The 19,999-nt window shown below is 54.0% G+C and carries 21 protein-coding genes and 1 tRNA gene; 6 read left to right on the top strand and 16 right to left on the bottom strand.

The genetic code is table 11. The features are described 5' to 3' along the window. The first annotated feature begins 71 nt into the window (after positions 1-71). Positions 72-1,979, top strand: coding sequence for an NAD(+) synthase (gene nadE / locus ACTUHY_RS03210; RefSeq protein ID WP_442826566.1), 1,908 nt, complete (start codon positions 72-74; stop codon positions 1,977-1,979). Between the two features lie 3 nt (positions 1,980-1,982). After that, entirely contained in the window at positions 1,983-2,468 is a 486-nt protein-coding gene (locus ACTUHY_RS03205) for a QueT transporter family protein (RefSeq protein WP_442826565.1), read from the top strand. A 38-nt stretch (positions 2,469-2,506) separates the two neighbouring features. Here the strand turns inward: ACTUHY_RS03205 and ACTUHY_RS03200 are convergent, their stop codons facing one another. Continuing rightward, positions 2,507-2,782: a glutaredoxin gene (locus tag ACTUHY_RS03200; RefSeq protein ID WP_278673577.1), complete on the bottom strand. Its 276-nt coding sequence runs from the start codon at positions 2,780-2,782 to the stop codon at positions 2,507-2,509. A gap of 100 nt (positions 2,783-2,882) precedes the next feature. On the opposite strand from ACTUHY_RS03200, the gene bioB reads away from it, so the two are divergent. Next, positions 2,883-3,863 carry a biotin synthase BioB gene (gene bioB, locus ACTUHY_RS03195; protein ID WP_442826564.1) on the top strand — a complete coding sequence of 327 codons (981 nt, stop codon included), beginning with the start codon at positions 2,883-2,885 and terminating at the stop codon, positions 3,861-3,863. A gap of 287 nt (positions 3,864-4,150) precedes the next feature. Here the strand turns inward: bioB and rbr are convergent, their stop codons facing one another. Both rbr and ACTUHY_RS03185 read right to left on the bottom strand, forming a co-directional pair. Further along, positions 4,151-4,693 carry a rubrerythrin gene (gene rbr / locus ACTUHY_RS03190; protein WP_278673579.1) on the bottom strand — a complete coding sequence of 181 codons (543 nt, stop codon included), beginning with the start codon at positions 4,691-4,693 and terminating at the stop codon, positions 4,151-4,153. Positions 4,694-4,850: 157 nt separating this feature from the next. Then, the gene (locus ACTUHY_RS03185) at positions 4,851-6,032 is read right to left on the bottom strand and encodes a copper amine oxidase (protein ID WP_442826563.1); all 1,182 of its coding nucleotides are present in this window, start codon (positions 6,030-6,032) and stop codon (positions 4,851-4,853) included. Between the two features lie 222 nt (positions 6,033-6,254). Between ACTUHY_RS03185 and ACTUHY_RS03180 the strand changes: the two genes are divergently transcribed. Together ACTUHY_RS03180 and ACTUHY_RS03175 are read left to right on the top strand one after the other, a co-directional pair. Then, positions 6,255-7,067 (top strand): histidine racemase CntK family protein, encoded by an 813-nt coding sequence (locus ACTUHY_RS03180; RefSeq protein WP_278673581.1) that lies wholly within the window; start codon positions 6,255-6,257, stop codon positions 7,065-7,067. 67 nt (positions 7,068-7,134) lie between these two features. After that, positions 7,135-7,220, top strand: a tRNA-Leu gene (locus ACTUHY_RS03175). Positions 7,221-7,456: 236 nt separating this feature from the next. Here ACTUHY_RS03175 and ACTUHY_RS03170 read toward each other — a convergent pair. The 7 genes from ACTUHY_RS03170 to ACTUHY_RS03140 form a co-directional block, all read right to left on the bottom strand. Next, positions 7,457-8,287 (bottom strand): MetQ/NlpA family ABC transporter substrate-binding protein, encoded by an 831-nt coding sequence (locus tag ACTUHY_RS03170; RefSeq protein WP_442826562.1) that lies wholly within the window; start codon positions 8,285-8,287, stop codon positions 7,457-7,459. A gap of 101 nt (positions 8,288-8,388) precedes the next feature. Beyond that, complete coding sequence (locus ACTUHY_RS03165) at positions 8,389-9,504, bottom strand: 5-methyltetrahydropteroyltriglutamate--homocysteine S-methyltransferase (RefSeq protein WP_278673583.1); 1,116 nt, start codon at positions 9,502-9,504, stop codon at positions 8,389-8,391. A 163-nt stretch (positions 9,505-9,667) separates the two neighbouring features. Next, positions 9,668-9,937, bottom strand: a complete 270-nt coding sequence (locus ACTUHY_RS03160; RefSeq protein WP_278673584.1) for a hypothetical protein — start codon at positions 9,935-9,937, stop codon at positions 9,668-9,670. Next, positions 9,934-10,380, bottom strand: coding sequence for a VanZ family protein (locus ACTUHY_RS03155; RefSeq protein WP_278673585.1), 447 nt, complete (start codon positions 10,378-10,380; stop codon positions 9,934-9,936). Before ACTUHY_RS03155 ends, ACTUHY_RS03160 begins: the two co-directional genes overlap by 4 nt. Positions 10,381-10,539: 159 nt before the next feature. Next, positions 10,540-12,054, bottom strand: a complete 1,515-nt coding sequence (locus ACTUHY_RS03150; RefSeq protein ID WP_442826561.1) for a capsule assembly Wzi family protein — start codon at positions 12,052-12,054, stop codon at positions 10,540-10,542. 996 nt (positions 12,055-13,050) lie between these two features. Beyond that, complete coding sequence (locus ACTUHY_RS03145; protein WP_278673587.1) at positions 13,051-13,173, bottom strand: hypothetical protein; 123 nt, start codon at positions 13,171-13,173, stop codon at positions 13,051-13,053. Beyond that, positions 13,173-13,382, bottom strand: coding sequence for a CPCC family cysteine-rich protein (locus ACTUHY_RS03140; protein WP_442826560.1), 210 nt, complete (start codon positions 13,380-13,382; stop codon positions 13,173-13,175). The genes ACTUHY_RS03145 and ACTUHY_RS03140 overlap by 1 nt, the downstream gene beginning before the upstream one ends. A gap of 186 nt (positions 13,383-13,568) precedes the next feature. Here ACTUHY_RS03140 and ACTUHY_RS03135 point away from each other — a divergent pair, with 186 nt between their 5' ends. Then, complete coding sequence (locus ACTUHY_RS03135) at positions 13,569-13,856, top strand: tyrosine-type recombinase/integrase (protein ID WP_442826578.1); 288 nt, start codon at positions 13,569-13,571, stop codon at positions 13,854-13,856. A gap of 153 nt (positions 13,857-14,009) precedes the next feature. On the opposite strand, the gene rpsI is transcribed toward ACTUHY_RS03135, so the two are convergent. The 6 genes from rpsI to ACTUHY_RS03105 all read right to left on the bottom strand — a co-directional run bounded on the left by rpsI (position 14,010) and on the right by ACTUHY_RS03105 (position 19,999). Continuing rightward, positions 14,010-14,402: a 30S ribosomal protein S9 gene (gene rpsI / locus ACTUHY_RS03130; RefSeq protein ID WP_075580709.1), complete on the bottom strand. Its 393-nt coding sequence runs from the start codon at positions 14,400-14,402 to the stop codon at positions 14,010-14,012. Positions 14,403-14,422: 20 nt separating this feature from the next. Continuing rightward, positions 14,423-14,860, bottom strand: a complete 438-nt coding sequence (gene rplM / locus ACTUHY_RS03125; RefSeq protein WP_075580710.1) for a 50S ribosomal protein L13 — start codon at positions 14,858-14,860, stop codon at positions 14,423-14,425. 84 nt (positions 14,861-14,944) lie between these two features. Beyond that, positions 14,945-15,886 (bottom strand): ROK family protein, encoded by a 942-nt coding sequence (locus tag ACTUHY_RS03120; RefSeq protein ID WP_442826559.1) that lies wholly within the window; start codon positions 15,884-15,886, stop codon positions 14,945-14,947. A gap of 4 nt (positions 15,887-15,890) precedes the next feature. After that, the gene (gltX, locus tag ACTUHY_RS03115) at positions 15,891-17,357 is read right to left on the bottom strand and encodes a glutamate--tRNA ligase (RefSeq protein ID WP_442826558.1); all 1,467 of its coding nucleotides are present in this window, start codon (positions 17,355-17,357) and stop codon (positions 15,891-15,893) included. Positions 17,358-17,390: 33 nt separating this feature from the next. Beyond that, complete coding sequence (locus ACTUHY_RS03110) at positions 17,391-18,644, bottom strand: DEAD/DEAH box helicase (protein WP_442826557.1); 1,254 nt, start codon at positions 18,642-18,644, stop codon at positions 17,391-17,393. Positions 18,645-18,808: 164 nt separating this feature from the next. Then, a complete protein-coding gene (locus ACTUHY_RS03105) occupies positions 18,809-19,999 on the bottom strand; it encodes a pyridoxal phosphate-dependent aminotransferase (protein WP_442826556.1) in 1,191 nt (396 codons plus the stop codon).

Here is a 19,999-nt window from a genome sequence, read left to right as displayed (position 1 = left end):
TATCCCGTCCCCTTTTGCTATAATGAAAGCAGTTATTGGTTTATTATATCAATTTATGGAGCGAGAAACAAATGGACGTAAAAATTGCTTGTGCACAAATCCAAGTGGAACCAGGAAATCCGGAAGCCAATACCCGCAGGGCCCTGGCCGCTATCGCCAAAGCCCGGGAGGCCCGGGTGGATATCCTGCTCCTGCCGGAATTGATGGTCCCTGGCTATCTGCTAGGCGACTTGTGGGAACAGAGTGCCTTCCTCCAAGACTGTGCAGCCTGGGGACAGGAAATCATTGCTGCCAGTGAAGGGATCTGCGTGATTTTCGGCAATATCGCCACCGATCCTTCTAAAGTCAACGAAGACGGGCGAGTACGGAAATACAACGCTGCTTTTGTGGCCCAGGACGGAAAACTCCTCCGAGGCGGCCTGCCTTATCCCTTCATCAGCAAGACTTCCCTCCCCGACTATCGGGAATTCGATGACAGCCGGTATTTCCATAGCATCGCCAAACTGCTGCCGGAACTGGGCCGGAATGTTTCCATCGAAGACTTGGTGAAGCCGGTGGCCGTGACCATCCGAGGCCGGGAGCTGCAGCTGGGAGTCCTCCTGTGCGAGGACGGCTGGACAGAAAATTACTATTATGACGTACCGGAGCTGTTAAAGAAGAATGGGGCCCAGATCCTCTGCAACTTATCCTGTTCCCCCTATACCTTCCACAAGAACCGGAAACGCCACGACCTGTTCGTGAACCAGTCCCGTTCCTGCGGCATCCCCCTGATCTACTGCAACAATGTAGGGATCCAGAACAACGGCAAGAATGTATTCACCTATGACGGCTGCAGCTGCATGTATGATGCCCAGGGAGAAATGATCACTGATTCTCCAGCCTTCCAAGAAGATCTGCTGATGAGCCGCTGGGATCCAGATACGGGCCGGCTCCAGGGAGAACGAGGCCTCCAGCCTCCCCTGACCGATGCCCAAGCCATCTACACTTCTCTCCGCTACGGGGCTTCCCTGTTCCTGGAACAGCTGGGGATCCGGAAGATGACCATCGGCGTCTCGGGAGGCATCGATTCTGCCGTGACGGCAGCGTTCTATGTGGATATCCTGGGACCGGAAAACGTCCTTTTAGTGAATATGCCCAGCCAGTACAATTCAGAACTCACCAAAGGGCTGGCCCAGAAGATGGCAGAAGCCCTGGGGACCCACTACGCCATCTTCCCCATCCAGGAAGTGGTGGATCAGACCATCCTCCAGTTCAGCAGTACTCCGGTGCACAATTACGCCACCGGCGAGGAATTCCATCTGAAAGTCACCCCTTTTGCCGCGGAGAACATCCAGGCCCGGGACCGGGGCGCCCGTGTGCTGGCCGGCCTGGCTTCTCTTTTCGGGGGAGGGTTCTCCTGCAACTCCAATAAGGCAGAGATGACCGTAGGCTATGCCACCTTCTACGGAGATATCGCCGGGGTCCTGGCTCTCATCGGAGATTTGTGGAAACACCAAGTCTACGCGCTAGGCCGGTATCTAAATGAAGCTGTATTCCAAAAAGAAGTCATCCCGGACGAAATCTTCCGGATCAAGCCCAGTGCGGAACTGTCCGCTGCCCAGACGGTGGGCAAAGGCGGTGATCCCCTGGTCTACCCCTATCACGATTACCTGCTCCAGGCTTTCGTAGAAAGCTGGTACAAGACTTCTCCGGAGGAACTCCTGACCTGGTACGTGGAGGGGACCCTGGAAGAACATCTGGGCTGTGAAAAAGGCCTGGTGGACCAGCTCTTCCCGGATGCCCGTTCCTTCATCGAGGATCTGGAACGGTGGTGGAAGCTGTTCTGCGGCCTGGCCGTAGCCAAGCGGATCCAGGCGCCCCCCATCCTGACCATTTCCAAACGAGCCTATGGCTATGACCACCGAGAAGCCCAGCTGAAGCCCTTCTATTCCCGGAAATACAAAGAACTGAAGGCCCGTCTGCTGGAAGGACAGGCTTGAAAGATGGGAAAGGAGACCTGGCTGCTGCGGAATGCCCTTTTGGCTGCTGTCTACGCCGCCCTTACCCTGGGCCTGGCCCCTCTCAGCTACGGACCCGTCCAAGTGCGTTTTTCTGAATGCCTGACCCTGCTGGCTTTCTACAATCCCAAATGGATCCCCGGACTCACGGCCGGATGCTTTTTAGCCAACCTGGGGAGCCCTTTTGGCCTGCCGGATATGCTCCTGGGCACTCTGGCCACTTTCCTGGGGATCTGGCCCATGCATCGGATGAAAAGCCCTTACCTGGCCTCCCTGTGCCCGGTAGTAAGTAACGGGATCCTGATCGGAGCCGAGCTAGAGGTACTGGCGGCCCTGCCCCCAGACTTGTCCTTAGGTGCCGCCATGATCTACATCGGTGCCGGAGAATTCCTCAGTGTCACAGTGCTGGGGAACCTGCTACTGAAGATGGTCATGAAGAACGAAACCTGCAAAAGAATATTGATGGAATGAAAGGGGGTGTTGCACAGAACGTGCGACACCCCCTTTCATCAATCAGCAGCCTTTTGGAAAAAATCTCCCAGGATCTTTTCCATCTTTTCCCGGCCGTCCCCTGGCTGGGCTTCGTAGATTTTTTCTTCTCCATAGAAGAAAGTGGGTACGTAGTAGTAATTCCGACCCTTCAGTTTTTCCGGTTCCCGGTTTTCATTCACCTTCACCAGAGGGATCTTTTTGTATTCCGGATGGCTGGCAAACAGATCTTCCAGCACCTCATTGGCCAGTCGGCAGTAGGGACATCCATCCATGTAGATAAAGAGCAGTTCCATGATTTTCCTCCTTTATACTTTTTATGTTAACCTTGTATTTTGACTAGTTGACGAGAAAATTTTCTTTCCTTATACTGATAAGCATATTATACCAGAAGGGATGAGATCATTGAAGATAGAAGCTTTGCGCGCACTGACGGACCGGATTGTGGAAGGATACCGGCTGAAACCGGCAGATCCGGAAGTCCAGGAACTCCTGACCCAGCCCCTGGAAGAACTCCAGGAAGAAGCCGGCCGGATCCAAAAACATTTCTGCGGCAACCATGTGGACTTCTGCACCATCATCAACGCCCGGAGCGGCCGCTGCGGAGAAAACTGCAAATACTGTGCCCAGGCGGCCTGCCACCATACCGGCTGTGAGGAATACGGCTTCCTTTCCAAGGAAGAAGTGATGGAAACCGCCAAAGCCGATCAAGATGCTGGGGCCAACCGGTTCGCCATGGTCACATCGGGACGGGCCCTTACCGGTAAAGATTTTGAAAAGGCCCTGGAGATCTACCGGGCCATGAAAAAAGACCTGACCATCGATTTGTGCGCTTCCCACGGTATCCTCAGCCGGGAACAGTTCCGCCGCCTCCGGGAAGCCGGTGTCACCAGCTACCACCACAATATCGAAACCTCCCGCCGGTACTTCCCCCAGATCTGCACCAGCCACACCTTCGACGACCGGATCCGGACCATCAAAGCCGCCCAGGCGGAAGGCATGTGCGTCTGTTCCGGGGGCATCATCGGTATGGGCGAGACCTGGCAGGACCGGCTGGATATGGCCTTCACCCTCCAGAGCCTGGGTATCGAATCCATCCCCATCAATGCCCTGATGGCCATTCCCGGCACCGGCATGGAAGGTCGCAAACCCCTTCCTGCGGAAGAGATCCTCCGGACCATCGCCATTTTCCGATTCATCAATCCCACTGCCAACATCCGGCTGGCTGCAGGACGGAAGCTGCTGCCCCAGAATGGAGCCACGGCACTGAAAGCAGGGGCCTCCGCATCCATTACAGGCAATATGCTCACCACCAGCGGCACCACCATCAAAGAAGATATGGAGATGCTGAAAGGACTGGGGATGACCAACCACTAAAAAAAGGGGCTGTTGCGCATGCAACAGCCCCTTTTTGAGGTCTCGGGTCTCGAGTTGTGAGTCTCGAGCCGTTGGATAGAACCTGTCCCCATGGCCAGGTTCTTTTGAAGGTGTAGAACCAGTATCGTGCTGGATATAGAAACGAATATCTTATCGTTAGCAGATGAGGGTTTGTACATTCAAAAAATTTGCTTGCAAATTTCTCATTCGGCTCGAGACTCGAGACCGAGCCGCTATGCGGCTTATGAGACCGGGGGTGTGAATCTTTCACACCCCCATTTTCATGCTCAGAAGCATTCGCAGTTGACCATGAAATAGGATTTGGGATGAGCGCAGACCGGGCAGACTTCCGGAGCTTTTTCCGCTTCCACGATATGGCCACAGTTGGAGCAGATCCATACGGTCTTTTCGCTGCGCTGGAACATGGTCCCTTCTTCCACTTTCTTCAGCAGGGCTCTGTAGCGTTCTTCATGATGCTTTTCAATGGCACCCACAGCCTTGAACTTATAAGCCAGATCCTTGAACCCTTCCTTTTCGGCCGTTTCTGCGAATTCCTTGTACATTTCCGTCCATTCGTAGTTTTCGCCGGCAGCAGCATCTTTCAGGTTAGCAACCGTATCAGGGATGGAGCCCCCATGGAGAGCCTTGAACCAGATCTTGGCATGTTCTTTTTCATTGCCGGAAGTTTCCAGGAAGTTCTGGGCAACCCGTTCATATCCTTCCTTCTTGGCTACGCTGGCATAATACCCATATTTATTGTATGCCTGGGATTCACCTGCAAATGCAGTCCATAAGTTTTTTTCAGTTTGAGAACCTTTCAATTCAGCCATTGTCAAATCCTCCTTTTTTTCTTTCCCCACTAGGGGATCCTTTGCAGAGAACGGCTGTACAGCGCACGCACAGCTCTTTGTTCCCCCCATGTTGTTCCTTTTTCTTGACACCCTTATAATACAGCAAACTTAGAAAATAGTCAAGCCTTTTTAATAATTATTTTCTTTTAATGCTACTCGTCTTTTGTTCTTTCCGAGCCAGCCGTTCCGCCAGGATCTGTTCTGCGGTCCGTACCTTGCCGGATTTTTCCGGCTGCCAAGTACCGGCTCTCCCTTCCCAGAAAATCCGCACCGGAAGATTGGAAGATCCTGGAGGAGAAAAATAGAAGGTTCCCTTTTTCCCCGGAGTCACCGTCCCCAGCACCATAGTTTCTCCATCATGGTCCCAGCCAAAAGAGAGGCGTTTGTCAGGGATCCGCAGATAGCGAGCTGTTCCCCCTTCTTCCGCCAGGATCCCTTCTCCTGCATAAGGCCCGCCGTAAGGATTGAACCGCAGCTGGGTGGCATTCTTCCCGTGGGTCCGGAAGTTTACATCATACATGACTCCATAGTTCCCATAGTTCACCACCGGAACATTCCGCGTCACATCCGTCCCCCGGAGATAAGGATCTTTACTGTCATCGGCCAGTTCCACGCCCCATATCACGCCGGCATCCGCATCAAAAGATCCTGCCAAGGTCACATGGGCATCAGCCCCTGCAAAAGTTCCCCGGAGCACATGGCCTCCTTGATCCGGAGGCAGGATGGTATACACTTCTGCGGAGATCCGGGGATCCGCTTCTACCGGCATCATGATGAAAGACACTTCTACCGGTTTATCGAAGGTCAGGTCCACGATCCCCGTCACCAGTTCCTGGGGATGGAGGATGTACCCTTTTCCGTTGTTCAGGATATCCCTGGGTCCATTCAGCAGGAATTTCCGTCCGTTGGGCACTGATCGGTAGTACCGCTCCTGGGCTTCTTTCCCTGCCGCCAGCCAGTCTTCATTAGGCCGTGAGATGCCGGTCCTGCCAAAAGCTGCCTGGATAGGCCGAAGAGTCGTCCGGCGCAGGAGCACCGCCAGCCGTTTGTCCGTATGGGTATCGTTCACATGGTGGAAGAACAGCCGTACCGGCCCTTCCACCGTATCCCGATACATGATGCCGGTCTTCCCCACCATTTCCGGGCTGTCTGAAAAAATAAGAGTGGGACCATCATGGGTGATGGAACCCTTGACTTCCTGATAGGCAGGGACTCCGTCCTGCCAGGCAAGATCCTGTATAGATGCCTGTGCTCCCAAAGGAAACAGCAGAGCCAGGCTTGCACACAGCCAGTTCTTGAAAGATTTACGATACCCCAACGCTTGCCCCTCCATACATCAGTAAACTTTTTGATTGACACGCTTCCTATTCTATCATAAAACCTCTTTTTCTTTATTATTTTCAGAAATTACCCAATAATCAAGTATTTCTTCTTGTCGAATGCCTTGTAACTCGCTATAATATAAACTATAAGATTCAATTATAAAAGAATGATGTGGACTTTCCATACAGATGCAGCACAGAAAGGAGGGTCGTTGCCTATGCAAATCCGAACCATCAAGGCAGATCCCAGCGGCAACATAACCTTATTTGTATTGGATCCAGCAGCCCCGGAAATCCGGAAAGTACTGAACCAGAAGCTCCTGGCTCTGGATTCCTCCGTAGAGCAGGTGGGCTGTCTTTCTCTGGAAAATGGCCAGCCCCACGTAGAAATGATGGGAGGGGAATTCTGCGGCAATGCCACCCGTTCGGCCGGAGCCTGCACCCTCTTCTTCCAGGGGGAAAAGGAAGGGGAGTTCAATGTTTCCTGCAGCGGCTGCCCGGTTCCCCTTCCTGTAAAAGTCCAAAAAGTGAAGGATCATATTTTTAATGCCAGCGTCCAGCTCCCGCCTCCCTTAGGGATGAAAAAGGTCAAACTTTCTTATGAACGGGAAAGCGTAGAATGCCAGGAAGTGGTCCTGCCCGGCATCACCCATTATATCTATTTCACCTTGAATGTGGAGGAAGTGGACCAGGACCAGCTGTTCTATTCTCTCCAGCGAGAGATTTCCCGAGGCAAGGAACCAGAGGCCTATGGTCTGATGCTGGTTGAGATCAGCACTTTGAAGATGCTGCCCATCGTCTACGTTTCTTCTACCGGTACCCTGTATCGGGAAAATAGCTGTGGCAGCGGATCGGCGGCTGTAGCAGCTGCCCTGGCCCTGCGGCAGAACCGTTCCCTGGCGGCGTCCCTCCAAGAGCCTGGCGGCCGGATCGATATCGAAGCCGAATGGAAAGAAGGGCACATCACCAGTCTTACCATCGGTGGTCCAGTCAAATTGGAAGAAGAAACTCTCCTGGATGTGCCATTATGAAATCTTTGGCTTGACAATAGGAAGCCAGCCATGCTAGAATAATTTTGTTGTGATATCCATCACGCTTGCCGAAGTGGCGGAATTGGCAGACGCACTTGACTCAAAATCAAGCGCCCTCAAAGCGTGCCGGTTCGAGTCCGGCCTTCGGCACCAATATTGAAATGATAAAAGAGGCTGTTGCAAATGCAACAGTCTCTTTTTAGGTCGCGGGTCGCGAGCCGTGAGTCGCGGGCTTGTTGGTGTAGCCCGAAGATCCAGTTTCACAGCTTCATTCGATTTTCTCTTATCTTCATATAGAAATGAGACAACCGGTTTGAACGGCCAGGCTCGCGGCCCATGACCCGTGACGCGCGACCAGGGGGTGCTGCCATATGCAGCACCCCCTGCTTTCATTTTGCCGGTACAATGGTCCCTTTGAATTTCTCTTCGATGAATTTCTTTACGGCTTCGGAATGGAAGATTTCAGCGATTTTTTTATATTCCGCCCTATCCTTATCTTTTTCCCGGGCAGCCAGCACCATCACAGCCAGAGGTTCATCATCCTTTTCCCAGAACAGGCCCTGCTTCTTCACATCCATGCCGGAGCTCATCACATAGTTCATGGTGATTACGGCCAGATCCACATCTGCCAGGCTCCGTGGCAGCTGGGCCGCTTCCAGTTCCTTGAACTTCAGGTTCTTGGGGTTTTCCACCACATCATTGACCGTGGCCTTGAAACCCACCCCCTGTTTCAGTTTGAGCAGGCCGGCTTTTTCCAGCAGCACCAGTCCCCGTCCTCCGTTGGTAGGATCATTGGGAATGGCCACCGTGGCCCCGTCTGGAATCTTTTTCAGGTCATGGATCTTGTCACTGTAGATGCCCATGCGCATCAGGATGGTATTCCCGATGGGTACCAGCTTGGTCCCGTTCTGTTTGTTGAAGTTGGCCAGGAAGGGAGCATGCTGATAGCTATTCAGATCCAAGTCTCCTTCCGCCAGAGCTTTGTCCGGGGTGATGTAATCGGAGAACTCCACCACTTCCACATTGATTCCCTGCTTCTTGGCTTCGTCCGCCACTGCATGGACCACATCCGCATGAGGCCCTGCGGTCGCCCCGATTTTAATGGGCTTGCCGCTGCTGGTGCTCTTCTTGTCCCCGCCGCTGCCGCCGCAGCCGGCTGCCAGCAGCGCCGCCGTCACCATACCCGTTAAAAACAGCAGAAGTTTCTTCTTTCCCTTCATCTCATCGCTCCCCTTTTAATTCATATTATTTTACTAGTAATTCATGTGTCTATCATAGTCGGAAACAGAGGAGATGTCAAGAGCTGCACATCTCCGCCCCCTTATTTCCCCCATACCTCCTGGACGATGGAACGGACCAGAGCCAATTTGGCCCATTGCTGTTCTTCCGTCAGCCTGTTGCCGATTTCGCAGGAGGCAAAACCGCACTGAGGACTGAGGCAAAGGTTTTCCAGGGGAACATACCGGGCCGCTTCCCGGATCCGGGCGATGACCTGTTCCCTGTCTTCCAGTTCCGGCCGCTTGGTGGTAATGAGGCCCAGCACCACCTTTTTCCCGGGAACCACTTCCTTCAGCGGTGCAAAGCTTCCAGACCGTTCATCATCGAATTCCAGATAAAAAGCATCTACATTCTCCCTGCCGAACAGCAGCGGAGCAATGGGGCCGTAGCCGCCCCGGGCCGCCCAGGTGGAATGGTAATTGCCCCGGCACACATGGGTGGTGACTACCAGATCTTTGGGACGGTCTTCCAGCGCCAGGTTGTTCAATCTGAGGTATTCCTCCGCAATGGCCTTCAGGGAAACAGCTCCCTTCTGGCGCTTGTTCCAGTATTCTGTATCGCAGAACATGCCCCAGGTGCAGTCATCGAACTGGATATTCCGGCAGCCGGCATGGTACAGATCCCGGATTACCTGCCTGTAGGCGGCGGCAATATCCTGTAGCAGCTCTTCCCGGTCCGGGTACACCGCATCGGTGATTTTCCCGTTGTCTCCCCGGTACAGTTCCGCCAGAAGCTGTGCCGGCGCGGGCATGGTCTGCCGGGCCAGTGTATCATAATCCTCAAATCCCTTCACATACTTGAAGTGCTCCACAAATGGATGATTTTCTCCGCCGATTTTCCCGGTGACGATGGCGGTGCCCCGGGTGGTCTCCTCTCCGTGGAACTGGTAGCCGTGATCCAGTTCAATGTGGGTGATTCCCTGGAAACCCCAGAAAAAGTCCAGGTGCCAGTAGCTCCGCCGGAATTCACCGTCGGTGATAGTGTGGAGCCCGGCAGCCTTCTGTTTTTCGATGAGCCTGGCGATCTCCTCGTCTTCCACCTGCTTCAGGTCCAGGGCGGCGATCTCGCCCCGGGCAAAACGGGCCCTGACCTCTTTGATCCGGTCCGGACGCAGGAAACTTCCTACAATATCAAAACGAAATGGTGCCTGCAAAGTCATTCTTAAAATCCCCCTCTGTATTCTGAGCCATCAGATAGTTATTGTTTCTTCATGGGTCTTATTATAAGAAAGAGCGGGAATTTTGTATAATGGATAAAAGATTGGGATTGGTATAGATAAAAAGAATAGGGGAGTACTGCAGGTTCTGTGCAGCACTCCCCGTTTACCGGTTGATCCACTCATTGACCTTCCGGTTGTAGTACTCGTTCTTTTTCTTCTGGACCCATTTGTCCCTTTCGTCACAGATGGCCAGCATTTCATCCACCATTTCTTCCGCAGTAGCCGGCTGGACATGGAGCAGGTACTGGATCATCCGTTCCACCGTGCTCTCCGTGCCCAAGTTCTGGGCCATCAACTCACCCAGTTCCGCTGGATACCCCAGATTCACTACCACATCCACCAGCTCCCGGCTCAGCTTTTCCAATCTCGTCATTGTCCGTCTTTCTCCTTTGTCCGTTTTCCCCGCAGCAGCCGATACATCAACTGCAGCACCAGAGCCCCGGCCAGCACCCCGCAGGTATCCAGCACCACATCCGATAACTGGGCACTGCGGCCCGGGCTGAACAGCTGGATCCATTCATCCACCGCTCCCACACAGGCTCCCCAGCAAAGCACTGAGAAGAGGCTCCGTTTCCCATAAAACCCAGCCAGCCCGGAAAGGACCATTCCCAGGGCCGCAAATTCTGTGAGATGGGCCAGTTTCCGGATGGTATAGAAGTTCAGATACCCCATGCCCGGCAGACTTCCCCACCGAGCCAGGGCCAAATGGAGTACGGACTGGCTTTCTGCCTGGGATACTGTGCCGTTTTGGAGGGAATGTCCCCAGATGAACCCCAGCAGCAGTACCAGCAGTATCCAAAATATCCGACGGCCCATAACCCCACCTCCTGTTCGATGGGTACTATTATAGCATAAAAGGGGTTGTTGCACGTGTAAACCACACTCGTGCAACGACCCCTTTCATCATACGTCAGTCGCTTTTGGATAGAATCTGTCCCATGTCTAGGTTCTGTTGAAGGTGCAGCACCTCCTTCTTTAAAATTCCCACTCGGCTTCTGCTCCGGCGAACAGTGCGTGGTCTTTGTTTCCCTGCTTCACAGCCGCATACCCTACGGTCCCGTTCAGGTAGAGATTTTCCTTCAGTCTCTTCCGTCCCGTCAGTCCTGCTTCCTGGACCACCGGTCCGTCCGCGCCCCGGTCTCTTTCCGTCCGCTGGTAATAGAGACCCAGCCGGTCCGCTCCGGGGAAATAATGGTTCACCCGGGCATAATACTTCCGGGCATCATTGCCCATAGTATCCCCCAGGATATCTCCGCTGTAGGTCCACCCGTCCTGGTACGTCCCATGGGTATACCAGTCCCGGTTCGTATAAGCCGTTTCCAGGAGAAGATCCCAGGATCCGTCCTTCGTCAGCTGGGGAAAATAGGCCCCGCCCCGGTATCCCCAATCCGAAGGCAGCCCGTGAGCCTGATCCTCTCCGTACATTTCACCATAGAACTGGACCCCTGGCAGACGGAAACGGAAATCCAAGCCAGCGATGTCATCCCATTTGTCCTTGTGGTCTGCATTGTGTCCGTAGCTCCACTTGCCCCAGTCGTGGGAATCCAAGCCGTTGCCCTCCCCTCCCAGGAGGGATACCCGGGAAAGCCCCAGGGTGAACCACCGGGTCGGGGTCACATCCAGACGCAGCCCCAGGAGGCCCGGATGATCGTAATCCTGCCGACCCCATCTGGACGCATCCTCAGCCCGGTCTCCATCCAGCCGTCCGTAGAAGGCGTGGAAATCCACCTGGCCCAGGAACCGGAAGAATCCTCCGGCCTGGAGGGGCTCGTTCAAGTGAGCTTGGAGCAAGGTCATGGGTTTCATATTGTTCCCCAGGAGCAGATTCCCGCTGGCACCCTGGCCCCAGATCAAGGCTTCCCGGCCCAGTTCCCAAGACCAGGCTCCAGTCCGGGTCTTCACATAGGCTTCTTCCAGACTGGCCGTCCCTTCATTGTCTTTGTCCCAGGCAGCCCGGCCCCGGATCCCCAAGGCCACTTCGCTGCCCAGGTTCCCGGAAGCTTCCAGCTCCGCCCCGGCTCCGCCATTCCGGCCGATTTTATGCCCGTTCCGTTTCTCTCCAAAGGGTGCCCATTCGCTAGCCGTCCGCCGATCCTGGTAGCTGAATCGATCACTGTGGAGATAGCCTGTGCCTACGGTGAATTTCCGCAGCCGGAAGGGATCCCGTCCATTTCCCTCTCTCTGGATTTCCTCTGCTTCCGGTACCACCCACTGTTTCAAGGCAGCCAGATCAGCGGCCAGATAGGCCGGCAGAGGTTTTTCCGCAGCTTTCTCTTCCGCTTCCCGCACCCAGCGGGCCATCTGCTGCCGACTGTAGGGCCGCGCTCCATTGGGCAGGGAATCCAGATAGCCCATCCCGGACAATTTGTCGATGGAATCATAATAATGGCTGTCCACCGGGACATTGGCCGATACCTGGGCCCGGACCGGCGCAGAAAAGGAAAAAGTCCCCGCAATCAGGGGCAGCAGCAGCAAACTGGTTTTATTCATAACAGGAAAGCCTCCTTGGGGATTGATGGATCTGGCAGGAAGTTCAGACCATTTTGTCAGTCTATTATACCATAAACCGTTTCTGTCGTGACAGAATTCTGTACGATACGTATGTGTCAACAAGTTCTCGGTAAAGCCTTCATCACAGTATAGTTATGCAGCAATGAGTAGGAATCGACACCAGCATGTGTCTCCCTGAAAGAGGGAAAGGCCCTGCGTCAGCGGGTAAGGGGTCCCCTCCAAGCCCGGTGGTAGGGGCATGAGGTCCTGATAGGACCGAATACCTTGGCGGGGATACGGTCACACCGTCCAGGGATACAGTAAAGGAAAATGTGGACACCACTTCCTTGTTCCAGCGTTCCTGCCCAACGCTCCAGGTTTGTCTGCTGGCCCTGCAAAATATCGGCTGACGCCGATGCCCCCACCACCATCCTTGCGGATGGTCCCCCGCCCCTGCAGGGCGGACTTTGGGTCCGTTTTCATCACCAGCTCAGTACTGAAGCCAAATATCCCATCGGGCTGCTGCTGGGACCGTAATTGACAATGCTGCACTGATGGGCGCCAACATAAGGAACGAAAACTGCCTATTGTTTGCTCTCTTCCCAGACGTCCAGGGTTTGCTGCAGCCTGCCCAGCTTGATTCCGATTGTCAGTGCGTCTTTGGTTTTCATCCTGTTTTCGGGTATAAAAATGCCGCCCCGCTAGGGACGGCTGGCGCCTTTATTCAAATTTCTATCTGATACGCAACAAATTCCTATCACAATCGACGATAATGAATACCTTCCTCAGCAAGCTGTACCGCATGCGGTTATATTAAATCACATGGTGATATAGGGGGGTTAGGCTTTGGTCTTTCATAATCATCCGGGTACAGTCGATCCAGGCCTTTCAGAGTAATCCTTGGACGTCCTTTGCTGACCAGGAAGTGCCCATCTGTATCCACGTCCACGGAGATTCCTTCCACCAGCCCTCCCTGGATTAGCATCCTCATCAGGGCTAGAAACCAGCCCAGGTGATTCCCAGGGTTTCCGGTGAAAGGCTGCGCTCATCGAACGTTTCTGTATCCATGCTGGCTTCCAGCACGGATAGAATACGATAAATGATTCGGATGTTATCCATCAGTAAATTTGCTTTCCTTTTTTCCAGGCCTTACGGGCTTCATTCAGGGACATTTTATTGGCGCCTTCTCTCACATTTGGAACTGCCCGCTGACCATAGTCATTTTCCCACCCACATACAGGACATACGTCAAAATCCCCGACAACGCTCTTCTCGCATACAGGACATTTCATTGTTTCTCTATCGGGATCCAGTCTATAGGTCTCCATAACGCCACCTCCCTTCGATGCCATTATAAATTTATTTTTTTAATTTTTCAACGATTTCTTTGGGTAGGTAAATCGCTAGATTGTTACGTTTTACGATATAGTATGTGTTTATCATTCTATCCCCGTTACCAACCACAAGTTTCAAATTCTGCTTGTTCAATCTGTAATATCTTTGCAGCTTAGGGGATCTCCAATCGAAATACTTATTATTTAATTTCTCGTTTAACATATCAGCAGCTTCCTGTTTCTTATGACTGTCTGAACGAGCACGTCTGGAAACGCTCGCAGGACCTGCGCCTCATGCAGCACCTGCCCCATGACTGCCGGCATACCTGTGCCACTCTGCTGAGCAATGCCGGGGTCGAGCTGAAGATCATCCAACTCATCCTGGGGCATTCGTCCAAAGATATTACGAACCGTGTCTATACCCACAAGACGATTGGGCAGTTTGTCGAAGCCATCAATCAGATATGATTGTGTGCCCTGTGGGTACCCTTTTTGTACCCTGTAGAAAAAATCAGCCTGGTTTTGTGCAGGTTTTATCCATCTTTGAAATAAAAAGAAAGCGCATCCCGTCTTGGGGTGCGCTTTCTTCTTGCATAAATTTGCAACAGTTTGCAGAACGAATTACCGTTTGCTGAACTGGGAAGCTTTTCTTGCTTTTTTCAGACCATACTTGCGGCGTTCCTTTTCCCGAGGATCGCGGGTCAAGAGGCCAGCTTTCTTCAGCAGAGGACGGAAATCAGCGTCCACTTTCAGCAGGGCACGGGCAATACCATGACGGATTGCACCAGCCTGGCCGGAAATCCCACCGCCAACAACGTTGGCAATGACATCATATTTGCCCAGGGTTTCGGTAGTATCCAGCGGTTGACGGACTACCAGTTCCAGGGTCTTCAGGCCGAAATACTGACCCAGTTCACGGCCGTTCACTACGATCTTGCCTTCGCCCGGAACAAGGCGAACACGGGCAACAGAGCTTTTGCGGCTGCCAGTTGCATCATACGTAACTTTTGCCATTTTCTAGTTCTCCTCTCCTCTTAGCGAATATCGATGGTCAGAACTTCAGGCTTTTGTGCAGCATGAGGATGTTCAGAACCAGCGTATACATGCAGTTTCTTGATGATCTGATTGCCCAGACGGTTATGAGGAACCATACCCCGGACAGCCAGTTCTACCATTCTTACAGGGTCGTTTTTCAGCATATCCCCTGCTTTGGTATATTTATCGCCGCCCAGATACCCGGAATGACGGAAGTAAATCTTCTGGACCAGTTTCTTGCCGGTCAGTTTTACCTGAGCCGCATTGATGATGATCACGTGATCACCGGTATCCATATGGGGGGTAAAAGTCGGTTTATTTTTACCGCGGAGCACTTTGGCGACTTCGGCAGCCAGACGGCCCAGAGTCTTGTCAGCGGCATCCACTACATACCATTTACGTTCAATGGTAGCCGGGGTGGCCATGTATGTTTTCATCCTTATTCCTCCTAATCAAAACTCAAACTTGAACTGTATCCAGTGATGAGTCTTTGGGTACGGGCCGGGGCTAACGGCGCATGCTCAAAGTGATACCGTAATATTGTACAGTATATTACAGGTATTGTCAACTTTTTTCTTTTCCCTGGCCAGGAAGTTATACAGGGCGCCGATCAGCCCGGCATCGTTCCCCAGGCCCGCAAAGGCCACAGCGGTCTGCTCCAGGACCACGGGCAACAGCTCTTTCTGCAAGCTGTCCCGGAGCATGGGTTCCAACAGATCCGCCTGGGCCATGATGCCTCCCCCCAGGATCACCCGCTGGGGATTCAGCAGGTAACAGATCGCTGCAATGCCGGTGGCCCACTGGTGGACGGTTTCCCGGAGCAGCCGATGGAGAGGTCTGTCCCCATGGCGGACCATCTCGCAGATCATCTTCCCATTCAGGCTTTCCGGTTCTACTCCTTTCAGCCGGGCCGCCTTCCGGATCAGGGCGGTCACCGAAGCCCCTTCTTCCCAGGGGATCCGGCTCCCCAGTTTAGCCTGGCCTGCCTCTCCGGCGGTGAAGCAGTGTCCCGGCCACAGCCGCCCATCCCATACGAAAGCTCCGCCGATACCGGTGCCGATAGTGATGCAGAACAAGCTTTTCGCTCCCCGTCCGTTCCCCAGCCAGTATTCTCCCAGAGCCGCCGCATTCACATCATTTTCCACCCAACAGGGCAGGTGCAGCCGGCGGGAGACCAGCTGTACCAGATTGACCCCGGTGAGCCCCGGAAAATGAGGGGCAGCATGGATCACTTCCCCCGTCTGGGGATTGACCATCCCGGCCATGGAAACAGCTGCCCCCTGGACTTTGAAATATTTCTGATAGGAGCTGATCAGTCCCATCACCTGGTCCAGGAAAGCCTCCACTCCGTCTTTGGCGATGCAATTGGGGAGACTGTCCTTGTTGAACAGTCTCCCCCTGCTGTCTGCCAGGCCGTATTTGATGGCTGTGCCACCGATATCCAGGCAGATATATTTGTCCATGGCATCAGGCCTGTTCTTTGATGAAGGCGATGGCCTTTTCCAGCCGTTCCAGGGTCTTTTCCCGGCCCAGCAGCACCATCACATCGAACATGCCTGGGCTGAAGGTCCGTCCTGTAAGGGCCAGACGGGTAGGATGGATCACTTTGCCCAGGGACAGGCCCAGTTCTTCTGCCAGCTTGTTGTAGCAGGCTTCCGTAGTCGCCAGGTCGAATACTGGCAGGGTGGCCAGGGCATCATGGGCTTTCTGGAGCAGATCCGCAGCTTCTGGCTTGAAAGACTTGGCTACGCCTTTGGGATCATAGCTGTCTACATCTTCAAAGAAATACCGGGAGCCTTCTGCCAGTTCCACCAGGGTCTTCACCCGCACCCGGACCACATCCACCAGATGATCGAAGTAGGCCTGATGGGCGGGCAGATAAGTATCGTCGATGAGCCCAGCTGCTTTGAAGAAAGGCACCGCCGCATCGGCGATTTCCCGCAGAGGCAGGCTGGAAAGGTATTGGCCGTTGAGCCAGGTGAGTTTCTTCACATCATAGATGGCGGCCTTTTTGGACATCTTGCTGAAGTCGAAGGCTTTCACCGTATCTTCCAGGGAAAAGATCTCCTGATCGTTGCCGGGAGCCCATCCCAAAAGGGTCAGATAGTTGATGATGGCTTCGTGGAGATAGCCCTTATCCCGGAACTCTTCCACAGACGTAGCTCCGTGGCGTTTACTCAGCTTGCTCCGGTCCGGTGCCAGGATCATGGGCATGTGGCCGAATTCTGGAGCCTTCCAGCCCAGAGCATCATAGATCACCAGCTGCTTGGGAGTGTTGGTCAGGTGTTCTTCCGCCCGCAGCACATGGGTCATGCCCATGAGATGGTCGTCTACCACCACAGCGAAGTTGTAGGTGGGGATGCCGTTGGATTTCATGATGACGAAATCGTCGAACTGGTCCCAGTTGAAGGTCACGTCCCCATGGATCATATCATGGACGGTGATGGTCCCTTCCCGAGGCAGCTTGATCCGGACAGAATGAGGTTCTCCGGCTGCCACTCTCTTCTTGGCCTCTGCCGGATCCAGGTCTCGGCAGACCCCGGCATAATGGAAGGGCTGCTTTTTCTTCCGCTGTTCTTCCCGCTGGGCTTCCAGATCCGCCGGAGAGCAGAAGCAGTAGTAGGCCTTACCTTCGTCCACCAGCTGCTGGCAGTATTTCCGGTACAGATCCAGCCGCTCGAACTGGTAATAAGGACCATGGTCCCCACCCACTTCCGGGCCTTCATCCCAATCCAGTCCCAGCCATTTCAGGCTGGTGATGATCTGGGAGACGGAATCTTCCTTCAGCCGGTCCCGGTCCGTATCTTCGATCCGCAGGATCATCTTTCCCCCCTGGCTCCGGGCAAACAGCCAGTTGAACAGAGCCGTCCGGGCCCCGCCGATATGCAGATACCCCGTAGGACTGGGGGCAAAACGTACACGTACTTCACTCATGGTTAGCACCTCTCCATTTTTACTTGCTATTCTTTATTTTTCTTTCTTTTTCTGTTTCCGGGACGCTTCCGCGTATTTGGTTCCCCGTTTGTTAGGACCCACGGCACTCTTGCCCCGTCTGGGCACCCGTTTCTTCTTGGGACGTACCGGTTTCACCGTCCGCCGGACTTTTTCCCCGGCCAGGTTCTGCCGTTCCAGGGTGATGGCCAGCTTCTTCTCCAAGTTCTGGAGCCACCGGGTCTCATCGGCGGTGTAGAAGGTAATGGCCGTCCCCTCGCTGCCGGCCCGTCCGGTCCGTCCGATCCGGTGTACATACCAATCAGGGTCGTGGGGGATGTCGTAATTCACCACCTGGGTGATGCCTTCCACATCCAGGCCCCGGGCCGCGATATCACTGGCAACCAGGATCTGGAGCTTGGCCTTCCGGAAGTTTTCCATCACCTGACGTCGCTTGGTCTGGGACATATCCCCGTGGAGCACATCCACGTTGAAGCCTGCCCCGTAGAGCCAGTCAGACAGCTCGATGGCCCGCTCCTTGCTGCAGCAGAACACCAGCATCAAAAAAGGATTGTACCGGCGGATCAAGGATGCCAAGGCTTCCTGTTTGTGTTCCTCGCTGACCTTGATGCAGATCTGGTGGATGGTGGAAGCGGTGGCTTCCTGGGGAGCGATGTCGATGACCAGGGGATTGGTGGTGAGTTTCCGGCTCAGTTTCCGGACTTCTTCATCTAGGGTGGCGGAACAGACCATGGTCTGATGGACCTGGGGCATCAGTCCCAAAAGAGTCTCGATATCCTCTCCGAAGCCCTGGCGGAGCATCTCATCCACTTCATCCAACACCAGGTATCTCACCCCGCCCAGGCTGGTGTTGCCTTTCCGCAGGTGGTCCAGTAGCCGTCCTGGAGTCCCTACCAACACCTGGGCCTTATGGCCGATTTTTCGTTTTTCTTCCTCGAAATCCCGTCCGCCGCTCACCGTCAGGGTATAAATGCCAGTATCCCCGTCCAGTTTCCGGATCTCGCCAGCCGTCTGCTGGGCCAGTTCCCGGGTGGGAGAAAGGATCAGTGCCTGGACGAATTCTTTTTTCGGGTCCACTTTATCGAACAGGGGGATCACAAAGGACAGTGTCTTCCCCACCCCTGTCTGGGCACGGGCGATCACGTCCCGCCCGTTCAAAAGAGCCGGGATGGCACGCTCCTGCACAGGCGTCGGGATATATTTTCCAGTCCGGTGGAGTTTGTCCACCATTGTATCATTCACTTTCAGCTGGGCAAAACCTGCTGCCATGGGATCATCTCCTCTCGTTTTTCAATCGTACCCTTTATTATAGCGTAAAAAACGGAGGAAGGGAAGGAAAAAAGGGTGCCAGGGTTCCTGGTGTGTCAGCTGACAGAAAGGGAAGGCGCTGCATGCGTGAGCTTTGCACGCTTGCAGCACCCTCCCGTCATTTCTTATTTCCGTCCCGGATAGTTCTTCAATCCTTCTTCCAGGATGCGCATGGCTTTTTTCAGGTCTTCGGTATTGAGCACGTAGGCCAGACGGGCTTCGTCCTTTCCTCGGCTCATATCGGAAGCATAGAATCCGTTGCCCGGAGTGATCATGATGGTCTCTCCATCGATGTCGAACTCTTCCAGCAGCCATTTAGCGAATCTTTCCGTATCGTCGATGGGCATCTTCACCATCACATAGAAGGCCCCTTTGGGATCGGAAGAGATCACTCCCTCCATCTGGGCCAGGCAGGCCTTGATGGTATCCCGCCGTTTGGTATATTCCTTCTTCACTTCTTCCCAGTAGGATTTGGGGGTGGTGTACAGGGCCGCCGCTCCCAGCTGTTCGATGTTGGGGCAAGACAGACGGGCCTGGCAGCATTTCAGCAGTTCTTGCTGGAGTGCCTTGTTCCGGGTGATCACGCAGCCGCTCCGGGCTCCGCAGGCACTGTACCGTTTGGACACGGAATCGATGAGCACCAGATAGTCATCCAGTTCCCGGAGCTGGCCAAAGCTGGTGTAGACCCCGTCATAGACGAATTCCCGGTACACTTCATCGGCAATCAGGGTCAAGTCATATTTCCGGACGATCCGGGACAGTATATCCATCTCCGCCCGGGTATAGATCACCCCAGTGGGATTCCCCGGGTTGCAGATCAAGATGGCCCGGGTCCGGTCGTTGATGTATTTTTCCACCGTGGCTTCATCCGGCAGATGATAGCCGGTGTCCGGGGACGTGGGGACCCCGTTGATTTCCACATTGTAGGCCCCGGTAAAGCTCTTGTAATTGGCATAGAAGGGCTCGAACATCAAGATATTGTCCCCAGGGTCGCAGGTAGTCATCACAGCAAAAGAAACGGCTTCACTGCCCCCATTGGTCACAAAGATATCATCCAGATCGTACTCCATTCCCCAGCCGGCATAATAGTCCTGGATCCCCTGGAGCAGTTTCTCGTTCCCTTGGGATTTGCCATAGGCCACCACTTTTGGATGATAGGAGGCCACCCCTTCAAAGAAGCTTTCCGGGGTAGGGATATCCGGCTGTCCGATATTTAAGTGATAGATTTTCTTGGTTTTTTCCACCCGGTTGGCAATGGGAGCCAGCTTCCGGATGGGAGACGTAGGTATATGCAGCGTCCGCTGAGAAATATGCAT

Source organism: Acidaminococcus nyctereutis (assembly GCF_052216985.1).
Lineage (GTDB): Bacteria > Bacillota > Negativicutes > Acidaminococcales > Acidaminococcaceae > Acidaminococcus > Acidaminococcus fermentans_A.
Note: the sequence above shows the minus strand (reverse complement) of the source record. Positions and strands in the feature narration are given on the sequence as shown.